This is a genomic window from Exiguobacterium sp. s127 (assembly GCF_018618695.1).
In the GTDB taxonomy this organism is placed as follows: Bacteria; Bacillota; Bacilli; order Exiguobacteriales; family Exiguobacteriaceae; genus Exiguobacterium_A; species Exiguobacterium_A oxidotolerans.
On sequence record NZ_JACSMO010000015.1, the window covers coordinates 1 to 17,786 of the forward strand.

Below are 17,786 nucleotides of genomic sequence, written 5' to 3' on the forward strand. Positions count from 1 at the left end.
ACAGGAAGACGATTAGGGAGGAAAGAGAGAGCAAAAAAAGATGGGAGATCACATTCAAGTGACCTTCCATCTAGTTTGTCTACACGCTGTGACGTGTCTCAAGACACGTCTTGCTCGAAGGCGATTCATCTCCTACCTGCGCTGGGCTTCGCCCTGAGACGCTTAGAGGTGGGAGTATTCTCGCCTGATTTTGATAAACGGCAACTAAACGTTTAAGATACCTCTGATTCGGCTAAAACATAATTAGAGCAGAATAGAGAATTGGAGATGATGAACATGTTGTCAGCGAAACAAATCGAGGAATTCAAAGAACGTCTATTTAAGGAAAAAGATAAAACGGAATCGAACATCGAGAACCGTGAAACAGATTACGACGAAGGCGCACTTTCAAGTTATGATAATCATCCTGGAGATTCAGGTGACGAATTATTTTTACGGGAACGGGATCAAGCGATCACGGATTTAGAAACAGACATGTTATCTGACGTCGATCTTGCCCTAAAAGCAATCGAAGAAGGCACGTACGGAATCTGTAAGGTATGTGGAAAAGAAATCGAGCTAGAGCGTCTCGATATCATTCCTGAAACACTCTTATGCATTGATGATGCGAAAGAAGAAGCTGAAAAAAATAGCTTGAATGAGCAACAACGACCGGTCGAAGAGGATGTACTCGATCCATCTGTTACAGCGACGGGAAAAGATATTGATGGAGATACGGATGGCTTTAGTAAAGTCAGTGACTTCGGAAACTCAGACTCGCCGTCAGATAATGAAGATGGCATCGACACGACGCGTTCATAAGAGGTTGATTAAAAGATGCAAGACAGGGGGCGATAATCGTTTCCTGTCTTGCATTTTTCAATCAAAAAAGTTAACGGAAAATTTTGACTTTTCATACTTATTTGTTAGTATGTACATGAGGGGTTTTTTTACGGGGGACCAAAATGAAAGCGCATACAAAAACTTCTCGGGTTGACCATTTTATTTGAGGGAGGAAAACAGTCATGATTTACGAGATTCCAAACACACAAGGGTCAAAAGTACAGTACAGAGATCGTTATGAAAATTTCATCAACGGGAAATGGACGGCACCCGTCAATGGAGAATATTTTGATGACATCACACCGGTCACCGGGAAGGTATTATGCCAAGTCGCGCGTTCGACAAAAGAAGATATCGAATTAGCACTCGATGCCGCACACGCAGCCAAAGAGGCGTGGGGAAAAACATCGGTCGCGGAACGGTCGAACATCTTAAATAAAATCGCCAATCGGATGGAAGAAAATTTAGAACTTTTAGCCTACGCCGAGACGCTAGAAAACGGGAAAGCCGTCCGCGAGACGTTAAACGCAGATTTACCACTGGCGATTGATCATTTCCGTTATTTCGCCGGTGTCATCCGGGCGCAAGAAGGATCTGTCGGGGAACTTGATAACGATACCGTCGCCTATCATTTTCATGAGCCGCTCGGCGTCGTCGGTCAAATCATTCCGTGGAACTTCCCGATTCTGATGGCCGTCTGGAAACTAGCACCGGCATTAGCTGCCGGAAACTGTGTCGTCTTAAAACCGGCAGAACAGACACCGGCAAGTATTTTACTCTTGACTGAAATGATTGAAGACTTGCTCCCGGCAGGCGTCTTGAATATCGTCAACGGGTTTGGTTTAGAGGCAGGGAAACCACTTGCGTCGAGCAAACGGATTGCGAAAATCGCCTTCACGGGTGAAACGACGACAGGTCGCTTAATCATGCAGTATGCGTCACAAAACATTATTCCCGTCACACTTGAATTAGGTGGAAAATCTCCGAACATCTTCTTTGAAGATATTATGGACGCCGATGACGCCTTTTTCGATAAAGCAATCGAAGGGTTACTAATGTTTGCCTTGAATCAAGGGGAAGTCTGTACCTGTCCATCGCGGGCGTTGATTCAGGAGTCGATTTATGAACCGTTCATGGAGCGGGTACTTGAACGCGTCAAAGCAATCAAACTCGGAAATCCACTTGACGCCGACGTCATGATGGGTGCACAAGCATCGAATGAACAAATGGAAAAAATTCTATCTTATCTAGAAATCGGTAAATCAGAAGGCGCAGAATGCCTGATTGGTGGAGAACGAAATCAGATGGACGGCGATCTTGCGGACGGTTTCTACATCCAGCCGACGATCTTTAAAGGGCACAACAAGATGCGGATTTTCCAAGAAGAAATTTTTGGACCGGTTCTGTCCGTCACGACGTTCAAAACGGATGACGAAGCGCTTGAGATTGCGAACGATACGTTATATGGTCTCGGTGCCGGTGTATGGACGCGCGACATGAACCGTGCCTATCGCTTCGGACGGGCGATTGAAGCAGGACGTGTCTGGACGAACTGTTACCATCAGTACCCTGCCCATGCGGCATTCGGCGGTTACAAGATGTCCGGGATTGGTCGAGAAAATCATAAAATGATGCTCAATCATTACCAGCGGACGAAAAACCTTCTCGTCAGCTATAGCCCGAACAAACTCGGTTTCTTCTAAGCGAAGAAAGGAAGTGTCCGTATGGTTGAACGTGTCCTTGCTACAGCGGCGACGCTCGAGTTGATTGACAAGTTACGAGCAAAGCATGGACCCCTCATCTTTCATCAATCCGGGGGGTGTTGTGATGGCAGTTCACCGATGTGCTTTGCGGAAGGGGATTTATTTCTCGCAGATCACGATTTATTGATTGGGACAATTGGCGGCTGTCCATTTTATATTCATGAAGATCAGTATACGTATTGGAAACACACGCAACTCCTCATCGATGTTGTCGATGGGCGCGGTGGCATGTTTTCGCTTGAAGGGGTCGAAGGGAAACGTTTTCTGACCCGATCCCGTGCCTTTACGGATGAAGAGTACGCTACACTTCAGACTGACACTAGATGACCCCCTTTAAAACATCTGAAACTGCTTCGAGTGAGAGATGTCACCGAGGCAGTTTTAGGTGTTTTTTCATTTGCTGTGTGAGGGGAACGCTAGCACGAAATTTGGTTTCTCTATGCGAAGAGCGGTATAATAAAAGCAACATTTTTTAAAAGGAGGTCTTGTTGATGGTTGAGTTTACACGATTGACGTCCATTGATGCCGTGCAGTCCTGGTATTCGGTTCAGGGTGCTAGTTTTTTATACGTCTCAAGCCCGAATTGTTCCGTCTGTGAATCCTTGTTCCCACAAATCGAACCCATCATGTTGGAACACCCGGAAATTCGATCGGCGCGTGTCGATGTATCGGACGTTCCCGAAATTGCAGGAGCGTTATCCATTTTCACCGCCCCTGTCTTACTTTTGTTTTTAGACGGAAAAGAGATGCACCGCGAGGCACGAATCGTCCCAATCGAACGATTCCGTCGACGTGTGGAGCAGATTGGTGAATTTGTAAAATCAGAAATCATCGATTTAGAAAATTAATCGTTAACTGAAGGAGGAAGAAGATGAGGTATCCATTTTTCGGCTGGACAGGGCAAACAATTGGTATAACAGCATTATCTTCCGGCTTACCTGATGCGCTCCATCCTTTACTCGAAGAATCCAAGTTACGTTTAGAGGACCGGCAGATGGAGACGATGATTGGTGATACGGTTTGGACACAAAAGAAAGCACAGAGTACAACAGCAGCGGTTCGGGCATCTGAATTGATGCAGATGTTCCAAAACCCAGATATCGATGCGATCCTGCCGCCGTTTGGTGGCGAACGCGCCTTGGATGTATTACCGTATCTAGACTTTTATGAACTGCCGGTGAAATGGTTACTCGGATATTCAGATACGAGTACGGTCTTGTTCGCAATTACCGTAAAAACGGGGATTGCGACAGCACATGGTCCGAACGTGCTTGAGTTGAGAAGTGAAGAATGGGACGAGACGACAGCTGCTTGGCGTCGCGTGCTTGCAACACCGCGTGATGGTTCCGTGACCCAATGGATGTCGACAAGGTTTCAAACAGCCTGGAATCACGACGTCCGCCCTGAGCGCTTTATGTTCCATTTCGATCAACCGACGGAATGGAAAACCCTGAATCCATCCATCACTCAGGTAACGGGTCGACTTCTCGGAGGATGCCTCGAAACCGTCCGTCATTTAATCGGTACGCCTTATGGCGATGTCCGTGCATTTCAAGAACAACAACTCGAGGGTGAACCGATTCTTTGGTACTTCGAAGCCTGTGAAGCCAGCGCGACTGATCTTCACCGTTCCTTGATGCAGATGCATCTTGCCGGCTGGTTTGATAACGCAACTGGTATTTTGTTTGGTCGAACAAGCGCAGGGCAGGCAATCGAAGACTATGCATTACTGGATGTCTACCAAATGATTGCAACAGAGACAGGACTGCCGATTTTTTATGATTTCGACATCGGTCATCAGCCGCCCCAATTGACACTCGTCAATGGTGCGACGGCAACAGTGACGCTTCAAGGAAAAGATTCACGGCTTGATATGACATTCAACTAAGGAGATTTCATATGGCGACACGACATTTTCAATCGCTTGGTGCATATAAGCGAATCTACATCAATCCGGAAACACGCCGGATGACGTTACCAGAACCTTTTTATGATGCACTCGGACTGACGGATGAAGTAATGATTGCGCAAGTCGGACAAGTCCTCGTCATGCGCAATCCAGACGAGATGGTCGAGATGGAGACCGAATTATTATCGCAAATCGTTGAAGAAGGATTTGCGGGGCAAGAGCTCATTCGCGAATTCGCTTACCGTAAGGCGCAGCATGAACAACGGTTGCGCCAGCACATATTACAAGATGATCATCCAGAGTCGTCAGCTCAACTAGAAATCGAACTATAACAACAAGGAGTGAGGACCGGATGCGAACAGGTACAAAAATTGGTTTAGGCGTGATTGGTTCAGGGATGCTTGCAGCAAGCTATTACTTTTACGAAATGGCGATCGCAACGAATCCGAAACCCTTCTTGACGAACAACCGTGATTTAAGTGACGAGATGGTCCGATTGATGCAACCGGGTCAGACATGGATTAAGGAACAACCGTTAGAACTCGTCGCGACGCAAGCAGATGATGGATTGACGCTTCGCGCACATTACTTACCGCCACTCGTTGCGTCCGATCGAGTCGTCATTCTCGTACATGGTTACGGTGGTGTCGGAACAGACTTAGCAGGATTCGCCTATCTGTATCATCAAGCGGGTTTTCATGTGTTGATGCCGGACAATCGTGGTCACGGAAAAAGTGACGGAAATTACATCGGTTTCGGTTGGCATGACCGGCAAGACTGTCTGCGCTGGATCGACTATTTAGTCGGACGTGTTGGAACGGCTTCTTCCATCTTTTTACATGGTGTATCGATGGGGGGCGCGACGGTTTTGATGACGAGTGGAGAAACATTACCTGCTCAAGTCAAAGGCATTATCTCCGACTGTGCTTATACATCAGTCAACGCAGTCCTCGCCTATCAGATGAAACGGATGTATCGTTTGCCGCACTTTCCGTTCCTTGCGATGACGAGTTTATTGACGAAATTAAAGGCTGGTTACTTCTTCAGTGAAGCTTCCGCATTAAAACAAGTCAAAAAGGCGGCGGTACCGATCTTATTCATTCATGGGGATGCAGATACGTTCGTTCCGACATCGATGGTCTATGAACTGTATGATGCTTGCCAAACGAAGAAGGAACTCGTCGTCATTCCGAATGCGGCACATGCAATGGCTTATTTTGAGGCACCCGATCGATACGATGAAGTCGTCGAGGCGTTCGTTCGGCGCGTAATGTCAGCATGACAAATGAAAGTGTATGAAGTGGAAGGAATGGATTGACAAAAATCAGTCCATTTCGTATTCTACAATCATATAAGCCATGTCGTCGTGGCGGAATCGGTAGACGCGCTAGACTCAGAATCTAGTGGTGGCAACACTGTGGAGGTTCAAGTCCTCTCGGCGGCATTTCCATAAGTTGAAGACCTGTTAGTAGGTCACAGACTGTAGACAAACTAGATGGAAGGTCACTTGCATGTGATTTTCTATCTTTTTTTGTTCTCTCTTTCCTTCCTAAGCGTCTTCCTGTGGCAAACATCGCGCCGCTACAGCGAAGCTGCAGGGTCGCTCCTGTTTGCTTTCCACTAGAAAGCGATTAGATCGAAAATCGCGACTTTTTTAGTTTTCTTTCAGATAATTCAGTTTTTTTACCAAAACATGTTTCAAAGGGACCATTATTAAGGAAAATATCCTAATAGAGGGCCGTGCCTTCAAAAGAAGGGGGTAAAAAGTATGAATAAACGTTTTTCTATCTTATTTTTATTGATGGGATGTCTGTTCGTATTAAGTGCGTGTAGCATCGGTTCAAATGATGATTCATCGTCAGAGGACAAAACGTACAAAGTCGGGATCGACGTCACCTATCCACCATTCGAGTACAAGGACGGGGATACGTACAAAGGAATCGATATCGATTTGATTCAAGCGATTGCAGACGACCAAAACTTCAAGATTGAATTTGAAGCGATGGACTTTAGCGGAATCATTCCTGCTCTGCAGGCGGATCAACTCGACATCGCGATTGCCGGGATGAGTATCACACCGGAACGTGAAAAAGTCGTTACCTTCTCTGACCCGTACTTTGAAGCCGGACTGATTCTTGTCGTCAAAGACAACAATGATGACATCAAGTCGGTTGATGATTTAAAAGGGGAACGCGTGGCAGTTAAAAAAGGGACGACGGGGGCAAAGTATGCAACGGATAACGCGGATAAGCTAGGCATTAAAGTTACACAATTCAATGATAGTCCAGCGATGTTCCAGGAAGTCAAAAATGGGAATGCAGCAGCCTTGATTGAAGACTATCCAGTCATCTCGTATGCCAACAAACAACAAAACCTTGGTCTGAAACTCGTGGGAGATCGTTTAAATGGTGATAATTACGGGATTGCCGTCCTTAAAGGGGAAAACGAAGACTTGATGAAAAAAATCAATACAGGTTTAGCGAATTTAAAAGACAGTGGCGAGTACGACGAAATCGTTGATCGTTATTTAAAATAATCACCCGATTGAGTGAATGATGAGGGAGTTGAGCTGCTGATGGAAGTAGCAAAAGCTGCATTTCCGTTTTTCTTAGATGGGTTACAAGTTACCTTATATATCTTTATCATCGCCGTCATCGCAGGATTCTTGATTGGTCTCATCGTTGCCTTGATGCGCTTGTCTCCATTAAAACTTTTAAATGGGATCGCAATCGTTTATATCGATGTGATCCGTGGGACACCGTTCATCGTTCAACTGTTCTTCATTTATTTTGGTTTGAACTCACTCGAATGGTTATCGATGGACCGGATGTACGCGGGGATTTTGACGGTCGCGATCAATGCAGGGGCCTATTTTGCAGAAATCATCCGGGCCGGCATCCAGTCGATTGACAAAGGTCAAACCGAAGCCGCACGATCGCTCGGGATGACGGGCCGTCAAACGATGGTCCAAATCATTTTACCGCAAGCTTTTCGGAGAATGTTGCCGACCATTACGAACCAATCGATCATTAGTTTAAAGGATACTTCGTTGCTCTCGATTATCGGCATCGCCGATTTGACGCAACAAGGACAAGTCCAGCAAGCGACGACGTTTGAACCGTTCATCGTCTGGTCCGTCGTCGGCTTAATGTATTTCGTCATCATCTATCTGCTGTCGATGTTAGCGAAATTCTTGGAACGGAGGTTTACGCTACGATGAGTATCATTCAAGTAGATAACTTAAAAAAGTCATTCGGAAAAAATGAAGTCCTAAAGGATATCTCCGTTGAAGTAGAAGAGAAAGAAGTAGTTTGCGTCATTGGTCCATCTGGTTCTGGGAAAAGTACGTTTCTTCGTTGTCTGAATCGTCTGGAAGACATTACAGGTGGGACAGTCATCATCGATAAGCACAATATTACGGACCCGAAAGTCGACATCAATAAAGTCCGAGAAGAAGTTGGGATGGTCTTTCAGCACTTTAATCTCTTTCCGCATAAGACGGTTTTAGATAATGTTATGCTCGCACCGATTAAAGTCCGTAAAACGGAAAAGGGACAAGCAAAGGAACGTGCGCTTGCATTACTTGATAAGGTAGGGCTCCGCGAAAAAGCGGACAACTATCCTGGAGAACTTTCAGGCGGACAAAAACAACGGGTCGCGATTGCCCGTGCACTCGCGATGAATCCGAAAATCATGTTGTTCGACGAACCGACATCGGCACTTGATCCGGAGATGGTCGGGGATGTCCTTGAAGTCATGAAACAATTGGCGATCGAAGGGATGACAATGATTGTCGTGACACATGAAATGGGCTTCGCCCGTGAGGTCGGAGATCGTGTACTCTTTATGGACGGCGGCTATATCGTCGAAGAAAATGTTCCGAGTGAACTGTTTGATTCTCCGCAACATGAACGGACCCAATCGTTTTTAAGTAAAGTGTTGTAAACGAGGACGCCGGTGCCTGAAAGATAGGCATGGGCGTTTCTTTTCGTGTGCAGAAATGACACTACCGTGAAAGAAATGTTTGTATCATAAATCACTGATGCTGACATCATAAGAAAAACTTATACATTTAGCACAGAGAAATTGGGAATTCGAAACGCACTGGGGCTTAAGAAGTAGTAAGATAATAACTAAGGCAAACACTTTGGTATAAACGCCTTCAGTCGTGGTCATCCATCTTAATTCATAGAGGAAGTGCCACTGTCGATTTTTTATGCCACTATATTTGAAAGCGCTAACAGGTAGAGAGTTGGGAACGGGCTGTGTTGAGCAGCTCAAAGGGTGAAATGAATGAAACGGGGGGAACCGTACATGGCAAGCCGGGAACAGGAGAAACAAGCATTTTATGGACCGAACCTTGGGTACATCATCGAGATGTACGAACGATTTTTAGAAGATGCTTCTTCGATTGACGAAGAGACGCGTGCTTATTTTGAAACACACGGTGCTCCGGTCACAGAAACTGTCACACCAGTGCACGTAGAAACAGGGGATTTCGAAAAATATTTAGCCGCGCATCGTCTCGCAGAACGTATTCGGGCGAAGGGTCACCTTGCGGCAGATATTTATCCGTTGAAAGATCATCCGCGTGAGAACGAATTGCTTGAATTAGAGCAGTTCGGATTAACGGAGGCAGATTTACGGACGATGCCGGTCTCACTCGTTTGTCCAGATCCACCTGCAGGTCTTTCGGACGCATTCGAAGCGATTGAGCACTTAAAAGCGCAATACACGGGAGCGGCGGCAGTCGAACTCCAACACGTTGATGATTTAGACGAAAAGAAATGGTTACGTCAAAAAGTCGAACAAGGTGCATTGACGGCGAAACTGACGAATGACCAAAAGAAACAACTTTTCAAACGACTAGCTGAAACGGAGTTGTTCGAGAAGTTTCTTCATAAAACATATGTCGGACAAAAACGTTTTTCAATCGAAGGACTCGACGCGATGGTTCCATTGCTTGATACGATTATCGGTCACTTGATTGCGAACGGTTCAGAAACGATCAATATCGGGATGGCTCACCGTGGACGCTTGAACGTGCTCGCTCACGTGCTCGGGAAACCGTACGAAATGATTTTCGCAGAGTTCCAGCACGCGCCAAATCATGACCTTGTCCCGTCAGAAGGGTCAATCGGAATTACGTATGGTTGGACAGGCGATGTTAAGTATCACCTCGGGCTCAATCGCAAAATGGAACAACAATCGACGAACGTCCGCGTGACACTTGCGAACAACCCGTCACACCTCGAGTTCGTCGATCCTGTCGTCGAAGGGTTCACGCGGGCGGCGCAAGACGATCGCTCCGGCAAGGGGATGCCGACGCAAAGTCAAAATAAAGCAGCCGCGATTTTAATTCATGGTGATGCTGCCTTCCCTGGTCAAGGAATTGTCGCAGAGACCTTGAACATGACGAACTTGAAGGGGTACAACACGGGCGGTACGATTCATATCATCGCCAACAATACGATTGGCTTCACGACAGAGCCAACCGATTCACGGTCGACACGTTATTCGAGTGACTTAGCGAAAGGTTATGAGATTCCGATCTTCCACGTCAATGCGGATCAGCCGGAAAGCTGTTTAGCAGTCGCGCTCTTAGCAAGCGAATACCGTGCGAAGTTCAACAAGGATGTCTTGATTGATTTGATCGGATATCGCCGGTTTGGTCACAATGAGATGGATGAGCCGATGAATACGAACCCGGTCCTGTATGAGTTGATCCATAAACATGACACAGCGCGTGTCCTTTATGCAAAAGATCTTGTCGAACGCGGGGAAGTATCGCAAGAGGAAGTCAAAACGATCGAAGCTGAGATTAGTGATGTGATGAAAGCGGCGCGCGAAAAAGTACCAAACGTCGAAAAAGAATACGGGGGCATCATGCCGGATGTCGTATTCAAAGGGGTTCCGTCGATTGAGACGGGGGTCGAGAAGGACAAATTGATTCATTACAATGACCAGCTACTCGCATGGCCGAGTGGGTTCACGGTCTTCCATAAGCTTGAAAAAGTTTTAAAACGGCGAACGGATGCTTTAACGACGCACAAGGGAATTGACTGGGGACATGCAGAAACGCTTGCCTTTGCTTCAATCCTGTCAGATGGCACACCAATCCGTCTCAGCGGTCAAGATTCGGAGCGGGGAACGTTTGCACAACGTAACATTAACTTGAATGACGTGAAAACAGGGAAATCGTTCTCACCGATGCATGAGTTAGAATCAGCGCAAGCATCATTCGCCGTCTATAACAGTCCGTTATCGGAAGCTGGCGTACTCGGGTTTGAATATGGATATAACGTCTTTGCGCCAGAGACACTTGTCTTGTGGGAAGCACAATACGGTGACTTTGCAAACTCAGGGCAAGTTATCTTTGATCAATTCATCGCCGCAAGTCGCGCGAAGTGGGGTCAAACATCAGGTCTTGTCATGCTCTTGCCACACGGGTACGAAGGGCAAGGTCCAGAACACTCAAGTGGTCGCTTGGAACGTTTCCTGACATTGTCCGGTGAAAAGAACTGGACCGTCGCAAACGTCACGAGCGCAGCGCAGTACTTCCACTTGTTGCGTCGCCAAGCCGCCATTCTCGGCAAAGACGAAGTCCGTCCGCTCGTCGTGATGACGCCGAAAAGTTTACTTCGTCATCCGCTTGCGACATCTGACTTGTCGGAATTGACGTCGGGTTCGTTCAAGCGAATCGTCGAACAAGAGGGGTTAGGTCAATCACCGGAACGCGTCGAACGTCTTGTGTTCGCAACGGGTAAAGTTGCGATTGATTTAGCGGATGCACTCGCGAAGTCGGACGAGTCATATGACTGGCTGCATATCGTCCGCGTCGAGGAAATCTATCCGTTCCCGGCGAAACAGTTGAAAGAGTTAGTCGCGCGTTATCCGAATGTGACAGAAGTCGTATGGGTCCAAGAAGAACCGAAAAACATGGGCGCGTGGTCTTATATCGAACCACGTCTTGAGTCCGTCGCACCAAACGGGATCACCCAAGTGCGTTACATCGGTCGCAGACGCCGGTCGAGTACAGCTGAAGGAGATCCGACCGGTCACAAAGTCGAACAAGCGCGTATCATTCATGATGCGTTGACTCGGACAGCAGCACGGACGGAGAACGAACAACAAACATCGAATACGAACGCGTAACGAAAGCGATTTAGCAGAGATTGAACCATAGTCATAGGGGGACAAAAACGATGGAAATCAAAGTACCAGAACTTGCCGAATCAATTACAGAGGGGACGGTCGCTTCATGGTTGAAACAACCGGGCGATCACGTAGAAAAAGGGGAAGCAATCGTTGAGCTGGAAACGGACAAAGTAAACATCGAAGTACCGTCAGACGAAGCGGGAACATTATCAGAAGTGATGGCAGCAGAAGGGGATACAGTGCGTGTCGGGGAAACAATCGCCGTCATCACGGTTGGTGGAGAAGCGGAAGCACCTAAACAAGCAGAAGCGCCAAAAGCAGAACCGAAACAAGAAGAAGCCAAGCAACCTGAAAAAGAACAACCGGTCGCAGTCGCAGCAACTGAAAAAACGTCAGCGGCTGATCGTCCGATCGCTTCTCCGGCGGCTCGGAAATTGGCACGGGAAAAAGGAATTGATCTCGCACAAGTGGCGACGCAAGACCCACTCGGTCGGATTCGTGTTCAAGATGTCGCGACGTTCGAAGTTTCACCACGTGAGCAAGCATCTGTGAAGGAAAAACAAGCAACGCCGGCACCGAAAGCACCAGCACAAGCAGCTCCAGGTAAACCGGAAGAACGGATTAAAATGTCACGTCGTCGTAAGACGATTGCCAACCGTCTCGTCGAAGTGCAACAGACGGCAGCGATGTTGACGACATTCAACGAAATCGATATGTCGGCCGTGATGGCATTACGGAAACGACGCCAAGAAAAATTCGTTAAAGACAACGATGTCAAACTTGGTTTCATGTCCTTCTTTACGAAAGCAGCCGTCGCAGCACTGAAAAAAATGCCGTACTTGAATGCTGAAATCCAAGGCGACGAAATCGTCCTTAAGAAATTCTATGATATCGGCATTGCCGTGTCTGCTCCAGACGGACTCGTCGTGCCGGTCGTTCGTGACGCGGATAAAAAGAATTTTGGTGAGATTGAAAAAGATATCATCAGTCTGGCTGTTAAGGCACGCGATAACAAATTAGGGCTGTCTGACTTAACGGGTGGGACGTTTACGATCACGAATGGTGGGACATTCGGTTCATTGATGTCGACACCAATTTTGAATGGTCCTCAAGTTGCGATTCTCGGAATGCATGCGATTAACTTGCGCCCTGTCGCAATCGATGCAGAACGGATGGCCAACCGCCCGATGATGTATGTCGCACTTTCATACGATCACCGGATCGTGGACGGAAAAGAAGCCGTGACGTTCTTGAAACACATCAAAGATTTACTTGAAGATCCAGAATCATTGATTTTTGAAGCGTAATCAACGTTACATGTGCGGCGTTCTCCTTTAAATAGGGAGGACGCCTTTTTGTTTGCTTGGGAAAAGGATGACATCAGTAGTTGCGTATTTGTCATCGTTTCTAAAAGCTTCTTCATCCGAACTACATGTTTCCTTCACAGTCATAGCGTAAGATTCAGTCTGTAAGTTACTTTTAAGGGGGAAATCCAACATGATGAAACAGATTGGCGTTACCGTACTTACAGGAGCAATCGTTGCAACAAATTTCGGGAGCATCGATGCTTCGGCACATCAACAGAAACACGGGTTACTCGATCAGAATCGAGTCGTCAACATCGCCCACCGCGGTGCTTCTGGATACGCACCTGAACATACGATGACGGCGTACCAACTGAGTCATAAAAAGTTGAAAGCCGACTACATCGAAATCGATTTACAGATGACGAAGGATGGTAAGCTGATTGCGATGCACGATGAGACGGTCGACCGGACGACAAACGGAACAGGTGCCGTCAAAGATAAGACGTTAGCAGAAATCAAGCGACTTGATGCAGGAAGCTGGTTCAATACAGCGAACCCTGAATATGCGAAGGACGAATATAAGGGACTTCAAGTTCCGACTCTCGATGAGATTTTTGATACGTATGGCAAACATGCGAACTATTATATTGAAACAAAATCTCCTGAAGTCTACCCGGGAATGGAAGAAAAATTATTGAAAACGTTACAACGTCATGGTCTATCAAGTGATCACGTCAAACCGGGGCAAGTTATGATTCAATCATTCAGTCAAGAAAGTTTGTTGAAAGTCAAGCAGCTGGATGCACGTCTTCCGCTCGTTCAATTGATGGACGCGGCGACGGTCAAAGCGATGACGCCTGAGGCACTCGACGAGCTACAGACGTACGCAGTCGGACTCGGACCGTCCTTTAAAGGATTGACGCGGGAAAATACAGCGATGATCCGCGAGCGTGGGTTATTGCTCCACCCCTATACAGTCAACGAAAAAGTCGACATGGAGCGGATGCTTGACTTCGGTGTAACCGGAGTCTTCACAAACTATGCCGATCGATTTAATGAAGTGTTGCACGCCCTGAATAAAAGAAATAAATGAATACCAGAAAAATCAGTTGTCTCCCGTTATGGAAGGAGATAGCTGATTTTTTTATTGTTCATAAAAAAACGATCCAAGAGCGATGTGCTTACGTATGCTTGTATGAAAAACTGTTAATTCGCCGAAACGCGTGAGGATGAAAAAAATTTAAATCGGACATTTGATTTTCAGATTCTATCTAAAAAATGGTACGCTAGGCATAGAGAATTCGGATGAATTAAAACTTTTTAAGACGCTTGAGCGAAAGGACGGGTTGGATGCGCATCACACAATATACGGATTATGGATTACGGGTCCTGATTTATCTCGGTGTTCATCGAGATAAAGTTACGCCGATGCCGATGATCGCGAGCCATTATGGAATTTCAGCGAATCATTTGATGAAAGTCACGCAACAGTTGACGAAACTCGGGTACGTTGAATCGACGCGTGGACGGACAGGTGGATTACGATTGATAAAGGATCCGGCAAATATCAATATCGGACAAGTCGTACGTGAGATGGAACCGATGGAAATCGTTGAATGTTTTTCTAAAGAAGGCCGATGCATCATTGAGCCGAATTGTCATTTAAAAGGGATTCTTGGACGCGCTTTACGTGCGTTTCTTAAAGAACTCGAACAACACTCACTAGCAGAACTCGTTGAAAATAAAGAGGAGTTAACCTTTTTATTTGCATCAGAAACGACATCCGTTCAATCGTAAACACGTGACGACGTTCACGAAAAAGGACATCATCTCCCGTAAAAAATCGGAGGATGATGTCCTTTTTGCGTTGAATTAACAAGAATTAGTTATCTCGGTTGATGCGTTTTTTCGGCATGACATGTTCTTTGTTTTTCGAGAGGTCGTCTTGAACGGATCCTTTCCATAAGGGAACATCACTGTAGTAGGCAGCACGGGCGATTAAATGACTTCCGATTGGTGCTGTCGTCAGAACGAACAGGATACCTAAAAATGTTCGTGATGAAAAGAGTCCTTCTTCTGTCACGAAGAAAATGATGACGCTGATCAAAATACTCATGACGCCGAGTGTGGCGCTCTTAGAGGCTGCGTGTGCGCGTGTATAGATATCGGGTAGACGAATCAGCCCGAGAGCCGCGACGATGCTGAAAAAGGCTCCAATTAAAGCAAAGGCGACTACGAAGATTTCATTTATTGCGATCACGTTCGATGATCTCTCCTTTCTCAATGAATTTCGAGAAGGCGACAGTCCCGATGAAAGCTAAAATACCGATTAACAAGATGACTTCTAAATAGTCACTTGTCCGTAAGAGAACGGATACTAAACCGACGATGGAGATTAAACTGATGCCGATTGAATCAAGTGCGATGACGCGATCAGCAATCGAGGGTCCTTTGATGACGCGGTAAAACAAACCGAGCATGGAAATGAAAACGCCTCCGAGTGCGATATAGATCAGCATTTCAAACATTATCGACTCACCTCCAGAATCGCTTTTTCAAAACTATTCCGGATGGCAGCGACAGCTTCATCCGCTTCTGGCATATGAAGCGCGTGGATATACAGTGTTTTATTATCATCTGAGATATCGACGACGAGTGTTCCGGGTGTCAACGTAATCAACATAGAAAGTAACGTAATCTCCCAGTTTTTCTTTAACGTCGTCTCGTACGCAAAGATACCGGGCTGAATATCGAGTCGCGGTTTTAAGATGACGGCCAGAACTTCGATATTCGCAACGACCAATTCGTAAAGAAACCGAATCGAGAGGCGAACTAGAGCGATGACCGGACCGAGATAAAACCGGCTACTGAAACCACGACGCATCGCGAACATCGCAATCAACCCGAGTAGATAACCGACGATGAATGACGAAGTCGTGAAGGAGTTCGATAGAAACATCCATAAGATGGCTAAAAAAGCATTGAGCATTAATTGAAATGGCATCGATTAGCCCTCCTTCAGTACAGCTTGAATATAAAGTGATGGATCGACGAGCGGATCAACGGCTTGGGTGATGAATGGACGAACGGCTTCTGCCCCGACCCCATACGCGACGGTAATCATTACTAAAAGAATTGATGGAGCGAGCAATTGTTTGACGAGATGACGTCGTGAACCCGTATACGTCTTCGGTGTACCCCAAAATCCGCGAATGAAGATTTGCATGACGGAATAGAGGACAAGCAAACTTGACGCAAGGACGATGAACGGTCCGACGAGGTCACCGGCTTCAATCCCGCCACGGACGATCAGTAGTTTACCGATGAACCCGCTGAACGGCGGGATACCAGCCAAGGACAAGGCAGCGATGAAATACGTCCAGCCAAGCAACGGATAAGCCTTAATCATTCCACCCATGCTTTTAAGACGGCTCGAGCCCGCAATTCCGACCATGATACCGACGAGCAAGAAGAGAGCTGCTTTGATTAACATATCATGTAACAGGTAGAAGACGGCTCCTTCGAGCGACTGACGAGTCATGACGGAAACGCCGTAAAGAATGACGCCGACGGCAACGATGATGTTGTAGATTAAGATTTGTTTCGCATCTTTTGTCGCGAGGGCGCCGATGACACCGATGATGATTGTCGCCAGTGCCAATCCCCCAAGAAGCGAGTGGATGATCCCGATTTCGTTCGAAAAGAACAAACTATACGTCCGCAAGATGCCATAGACACCGACTTTCGTCAAGAGAGCACCGAACAAGGCGAGGACGGGTGTCGGTGGCACTTGATACGAGCCAGGTAACCAAAAATAAAGCGGGAAAATCGCTCCTTTTAAGCCGAAGACGACTAAAAATAAAATCGCGATGACACTCAAGATTCCGGGCTGGTTGATTTCAGAAATCTTTTGCGAGATATCTGCCATATTGAGCGTGCCGATGATGCCGTATAAAAAAGCGACCGTCATGACGAACAAAGCAGATGAAATGACATTGACCAACAGATACTTCAACGACTCGCGTAACTGCGCCGGTTTACCACCGAGCACAATCAAGACATACGATGAAATCAAGAAGACTTCAAAGAAGACGAACATGTTAAAAATATCACCGGTCGTAAAGGCGCCATTGACACCGACGAGCAAAAACTGAACGGCGATGTAGTAATAAAAACGTTGATGTTGCTCCGACAGATACGTCATCGAATACCAAATGACGAAGAAAACGAGCACGCTCGTCGTCAAAACGAGTAATGCGGATAACATATCTGAAACGAGTGTGATGCCGAACGGTGCCGGCCAACTGCCGAGTGTGACCGTCAAAATCCCGTTTGCCTTGACTTGAGAGACGAGGTAAAGCGAGACACCAATCGTCAACAGCGTCGACAAGAAGGACACGATACGTTGCATCCACAGACGTTTCGTGAAAAACATCAACAAGACACCAGTCAGCAGTGGAATTAAAATCGGTAATAGCGGTAAATTAATCATTCGTATCGGTTCCTTTCATTTCCTCGATATTATCGGTCCCAAGCTCTTGATACGCTCGGTAGGCAAGAACGAGGAAAAATGCTGTTACCCCGAAACTAATGACGATTGCGGTCAAGACAAGCGCTTGCGGGAGTGGGTCGGTATATTTCGTCACTCCGTCTTCAAGGACGGGCGCAGCACCAGTCTTCAGTCCACCCATCGTCATGACGATTAAGTGGGCAGCGTGACTGAGCAAGCCGGTTCCGATGATGATGCGTAAAATACTTTTTGAAAGAATGAGATAGACGGCACACATCGTCAAGATGCCTGCAGCTATCGCCATGATAATCTCCATC

19 protein-coding genes and 1 tRNA gene are annotated in these 17,786 nt (G+C 46.7%); 15 read left to right on the forward strand and 5 right to left on the reverse strand.

Going from position 1 to position 17,786, the window contains the following annotated elements:
• The first annotated feature begins 276 nt into the window (after positions 1 to 276).
• The 15 genes from KNP98_RS14630 (at position 277) to KNP98_RS14700 (ending at position 14,756) form a co-directional block, all read left to right on the forward strand.
• Positions 277 to 801 carry a TraR/DksA C4-type zinc finger protein gene (locus tag KNP98_RS14630; protein WP_214812147.1) on the forward strand — a complete coding sequence of 175 codons (525 nt, stop codon included), beginning with the start codon at positions 277 to 279 and terminating at the stop codon, positions 799 to 801.
• A 203-nt stretch (positions 802 to 1,004) separates the two neighbouring features.
• Positions 1,005 to 2,525, forward strand: a complete 1,521-nt coding sequence (gene adh / locus KNP98_RS14635) for an aldehyde dehydrogenase (RefSeq protein ID WP_214812149.1) — start codon at positions 1,005 to 1,007, stop codon at positions 2,523 to 2,525.
• Between the two features lie 21 nt (positions 2,526 to 2,546).
• Positions 2,547 to 2,912, forward strand: coding sequence for a DUF779 domain-containing protein (locus tag KNP98_RS14640; protein ID WP_029330465.1), 366 nt, complete (start codon positions 2,547 to 2,549; stop codon positions 2,910 to 2,912).
• A gap of 164 nt (positions 2,913 to 3,076) precedes the next feature.
• Entirely contained in the window at positions 3,077 to 3,433 is a 357-nt protein-coding gene (locus KNP98_RS14645; protein ID WP_088837254.1) for a thioredoxin family protein, read from the forward strand.
• Positions 3,434 to 3,456: 23 nt separating this feature from the next.
• Positions 3,457 to 4,473, forward strand: a complete 1,017-nt coding sequence (locus tag KNP98_RS14650) for a S66 family peptidase (protein ID WP_214765071.1) — start codon at positions 3,457 to 3,459, stop codon at positions 4,471 to 4,473.
• 11 nt (positions 4,474 to 4,484) lie between these two features.
• Entirely contained in the window at positions 4,485 to 4,826 is a 342-nt protein-coding gene (locus KNP98_RS14655) for a hypothetical protein (protein ID WP_088837252.1), read from the forward strand.
• A 20-nt stretch (positions 4,827 to 4,846) separates the two neighbouring features.
• Positions 4,847 to 5,776 (forward strand): alpha/beta hydrolase, encoded by a 930-nt coding sequence (locus tag KNP98_RS14660; RefSeq protein ID WP_214765069.1) that lies wholly within the window; start codon positions 4,847 to 4,849, stop codon positions 5,774 to 5,776.
• Positions 5,777 to 5,854: 78 nt separating this feature from the next.
• Positions 5,855 to 5,938 (forward strand) — tRNA-Leu (locus KNP98_RS14665).
• Between the two features lie 324 nt (positions 5,939 to 6,262).
• A complete protein-coding gene (locus KNP98_RS14670; RefSeq protein WP_088837250.1) occupies positions 6,263 to 7,030 on the forward strand; it encodes a transporter substrate-binding domain-containing protein in 768 nt (255 codons plus the stop codon).
• Positions 7,031 to 7,069: 39 nt separating this feature from the next.
• Complete coding sequence (locus KNP98_RS14675; RefSeq protein WP_088837249.1) at positions 7,070 to 7,714, forward strand: amino acid ABC transporter permease; 645 nt, start codon at positions 7,070 to 7,072, stop codon at positions 7,712 to 7,714.
• A complete protein-coding gene (locus tag KNP98_RS14680; RefSeq protein ID WP_029330448.1) occupies positions 7,711 to 8,439 on the forward strand; it encodes an amino acid ABC transporter ATP-binding protein in 729 nt (242 codons plus the stop codon). The genes KNP98_RS14675 and KNP98_RS14680 overlap by 4 nt, the downstream gene beginning before the upstream one ends.
• Before the next feature lie 348 nt (positions 8,440 to 8,787).
• Positions 8,788 to 11,649 (forward strand): 2-oxoglutarate dehydrogenase E1 component, encoded by a 2,862-nt coding sequence (locus KNP98_RS14685; protein WP_214812151.1) that lies wholly within the window; start codon positions 8,788 to 8,790, stop codon positions 11,647 to 11,649.
• 50 nt (positions 11,650 to 11,699) lie between these two features.
• The gene (gene odhB / locus KNP98_RS14690; RefSeq protein ID WP_088837247.1) at positions 11,700 to 12,959 is read left to right on the forward strand and encodes a 2-oxoglutarate dehydrogenase complex dihydrolipoyllysine-residue succinyltransferase; all 1,260 of its coding nucleotides are present in this window, start codon (positions 11,700 to 11,702) and stop codon (positions 12,957 to 12,959) included.
• Positions 12,960 to 13,149: 190 nt separating this feature from the next.
• On the forward strand, positions 13,150 to 14,052 hold the full coding sequence (locus tag KNP98_RS14695) for a glycerophosphodiester phosphodiesterase (protein WP_371816353.1): 903 nt from the start codon (positions 13,150 to 13,152) through the stop codon (positions 14,050 to 14,052).
• 257 nt (positions 14,053 to 14,309) lie between these two features.
• Positions 14,310 to 14,756 carry an Rrf2 family transcriptional regulator gene (locus KNP98_RS14700; protein WP_088837245.1) on the forward strand — a complete coding sequence of 149 codons (447 nt, stop codon included), beginning with the start codon at positions 14,310 to 14,312 and terminating at the stop codon, positions 14,754 to 14,756.
• An 85-nt stretch (positions 14,757 to 14,841) separates the two neighbouring features.
• Here KNP98_RS14700 and mnhG read toward each other — a convergent pair whose 3' ends face one another.
• Genes mnhG through KNP98_RS14725 form a run of 5 tightly spaced genes read right to left on the reverse strand, consistent with a single transcriptional unit; the run spans position 14,842 to position 17,785 of the window.
• On the reverse strand, positions 14,842 to 15,219 hold the full coding sequence (gene mnhG / locus KNP98_RS14705) for a monovalent cation/H(+) antiporter subunit G (RefSeq protein ID WP_088837244.1): 378 nt from the start codon (positions 15,217 to 15,219) through the stop codon (positions 14,842 to 14,844).
• Entirely contained in the window at positions 15,203 to 15,478 is a 276-nt protein-coding gene (locus tag KNP98_RS14710) for a Na(+)/H(+) antiporter subunit F1 (protein ID WP_369834785.1), read from the reverse strand. The genes mnhG and KNP98_RS14710 overlap by 17 nt, the downstream gene beginning before the upstream one ends.
• 8 nt (positions 15,479 to 15,486) lie before the next feature.
• Positions 15,487 to 15,963, reverse strand: a complete 477-nt coding sequence (locus KNP98_RS14715; protein WP_088837242.1) for a Na+/H+ antiporter subunit E — start codon at positions 15,961 to 15,963, stop codon at positions 15,487 to 15,489.
• Positions 15,964 to 15,966: 3 nt separating this feature from the next.
• Positions 15,967 to 17,451, reverse strand: coding sequence for a Na+/H+ antiporter subunit D (locus KNP98_RS14720; protein WP_088837241.1), 1,485 nt, complete (start codon positions 17,449 to 17,451; stop codon positions 15,967 to 15,969).
• The gene (locus KNP98_RS14725; protein ID WP_088837240.1) at positions 17,444 to 17,785 is read right to left on the reverse strand and encodes a Na(+)/H(+) antiporter subunit C; all 342 of its coding nucleotides are present in this window, start codon (positions 17,783 to 17,785) and stop codon (positions 17,444 to 17,446) included. The genes KNP98_RS14720 and KNP98_RS14725 overlap by 8 nt, the downstream gene beginning before the upstream one ends.
• Between the last annotated feature and the right edge of the window lies 1 nt (position 17,786).

What these genes read in the sequence shown, in the direction of transcription:
- KNP98_RS14675 (WP_088837249.1), top strand. Translation starts at nt 7,070, where the DNA reads ATGGAAGTAGCAAAAGCTGCATTTCCGTTTTTCTTAGATGGGTTACAA.
- KNP98_RS14630 (WP_214812147.1), top strand. Translation starts at nt 277, where the DNA reads ATGTTGTCAGCGAAACAAATCGAGGAATTCAAAGAACGTCTATTTAAG.
- KNP98_RS14660 (WP_214765069.1), top strand. Translation starts at nt 4,847, where the DNA reads ATGCGAACAGGTACAAAAATTGGTTTAGGCGTGATTGGTTCAGGGATG.
- odhB (WP_088837247.1), top strand. Translation starts at nt 11,700, where the DNA reads ATGGAAATCAAAGTACCAGAACTTGCCGAATCAATTACAGAGGGGACG.
- KNP98_RS14670 (WP_088837250.1), top strand. Translation starts at nt 6,263, where the DNA reads ATGAATAAACGTTTTTCTATCTTATTTTTATTGATGGGATGTCTGTTC.
- KNP98_RS14640 (WP_029330465.1), top strand. Translation starts at nt 2,547, where the DNA reads ATGGTTGAACGTGTCCTTGCTACAGCGGCGACGCTCGAGTTGATTGAC.
- KNP98_RS14720 (WP_088837241.1), bottom strand. Translation starts at nt 17,451, where the DNA reads ATGATTAATTTACCGCTATTACCGATTTTAATTCCACTGCTGACTGGT.
- KNP98_RS14655 (WP_088837252.1), top strand. Translation starts at nt 4,485, where the DNA reads ATGGCGACACGACATTTTCAATCGCTTGGTGCATATAAGCGAATCTAC.
- KNP98_RS14695 (WP_371816353.1), top strand. Translation starts at nt 13,150, where the DNA reads ATGATGAAACAGATTGGCGTTACCGTACTTACAGGAGCAATCGTTGCA.
- KNP98_RS14710 (WP_369834785.1), bottom strand. Translation starts at nt 15,478, where the DNA reads ATGCTGATCTATATCGCACTCGGAGGCGTTTTCATTTCCATGCTCGGT.
- KNP98_RS14680 (WP_029330448.1), top strand. Translation starts at nt 7,711, where the DNA reads ATGAGTATCATTCAAGTAGATAACTTAAAAAAGTCATTCGGAAAAAAT.
- KNP98_RS14725 (WP_088837240.1), bottom strand. Translation starts at nt 17,785, where the DNA reads ATGGAGATTATCATGGCGATAGCTGCAGGCATCTTGACGATGTGTGCC.
- adh (WP_214812149.1), top strand. Translation starts at nt 1,005, where the DNA reads ATGATTTACGAGATTCCAAACACACAAGGGTCAAAAGTACAGTACAGA.
- KNP98_RS14650 (WP_214765071.1), top strand. Translation starts at nt 3,457, where the DNA reads ATGAGGTATCCATTTTTCGGCTGGACAGGGCAAACAATTGGTATAACA.
- KNP98_RS14700 (WP_088837245.1), top strand. Translation starts at nt 14,310, where the DNA reads ATGCGCATCACACAATATACGGATTATGGATTACGGGTCCTGATTTAT.
- KNP98_RS14715 (WP_088837242.1), bottom strand. Translation starts at nt 15,963, where the DNA reads ATGCCATTTCAATTAATGCTCAATGCTTTTTTAGCCATCTTATGGATG.
- KNP98_RS14685 (WP_214812151.1), top strand. Translation starts at nt 8,788, where the DNA reads ATGAAACGGGGGGAACCGTACATGGCAAGCCGGGAACAGGAGAAACAA.
- KNP98_RS14645 (WP_088837254.1), top strand. Translation starts at nt 3,077, where the DNA reads ATGGTTGAGTTTACACGATTGACGTCCATTGATGCCGTGCAGTCCTGG.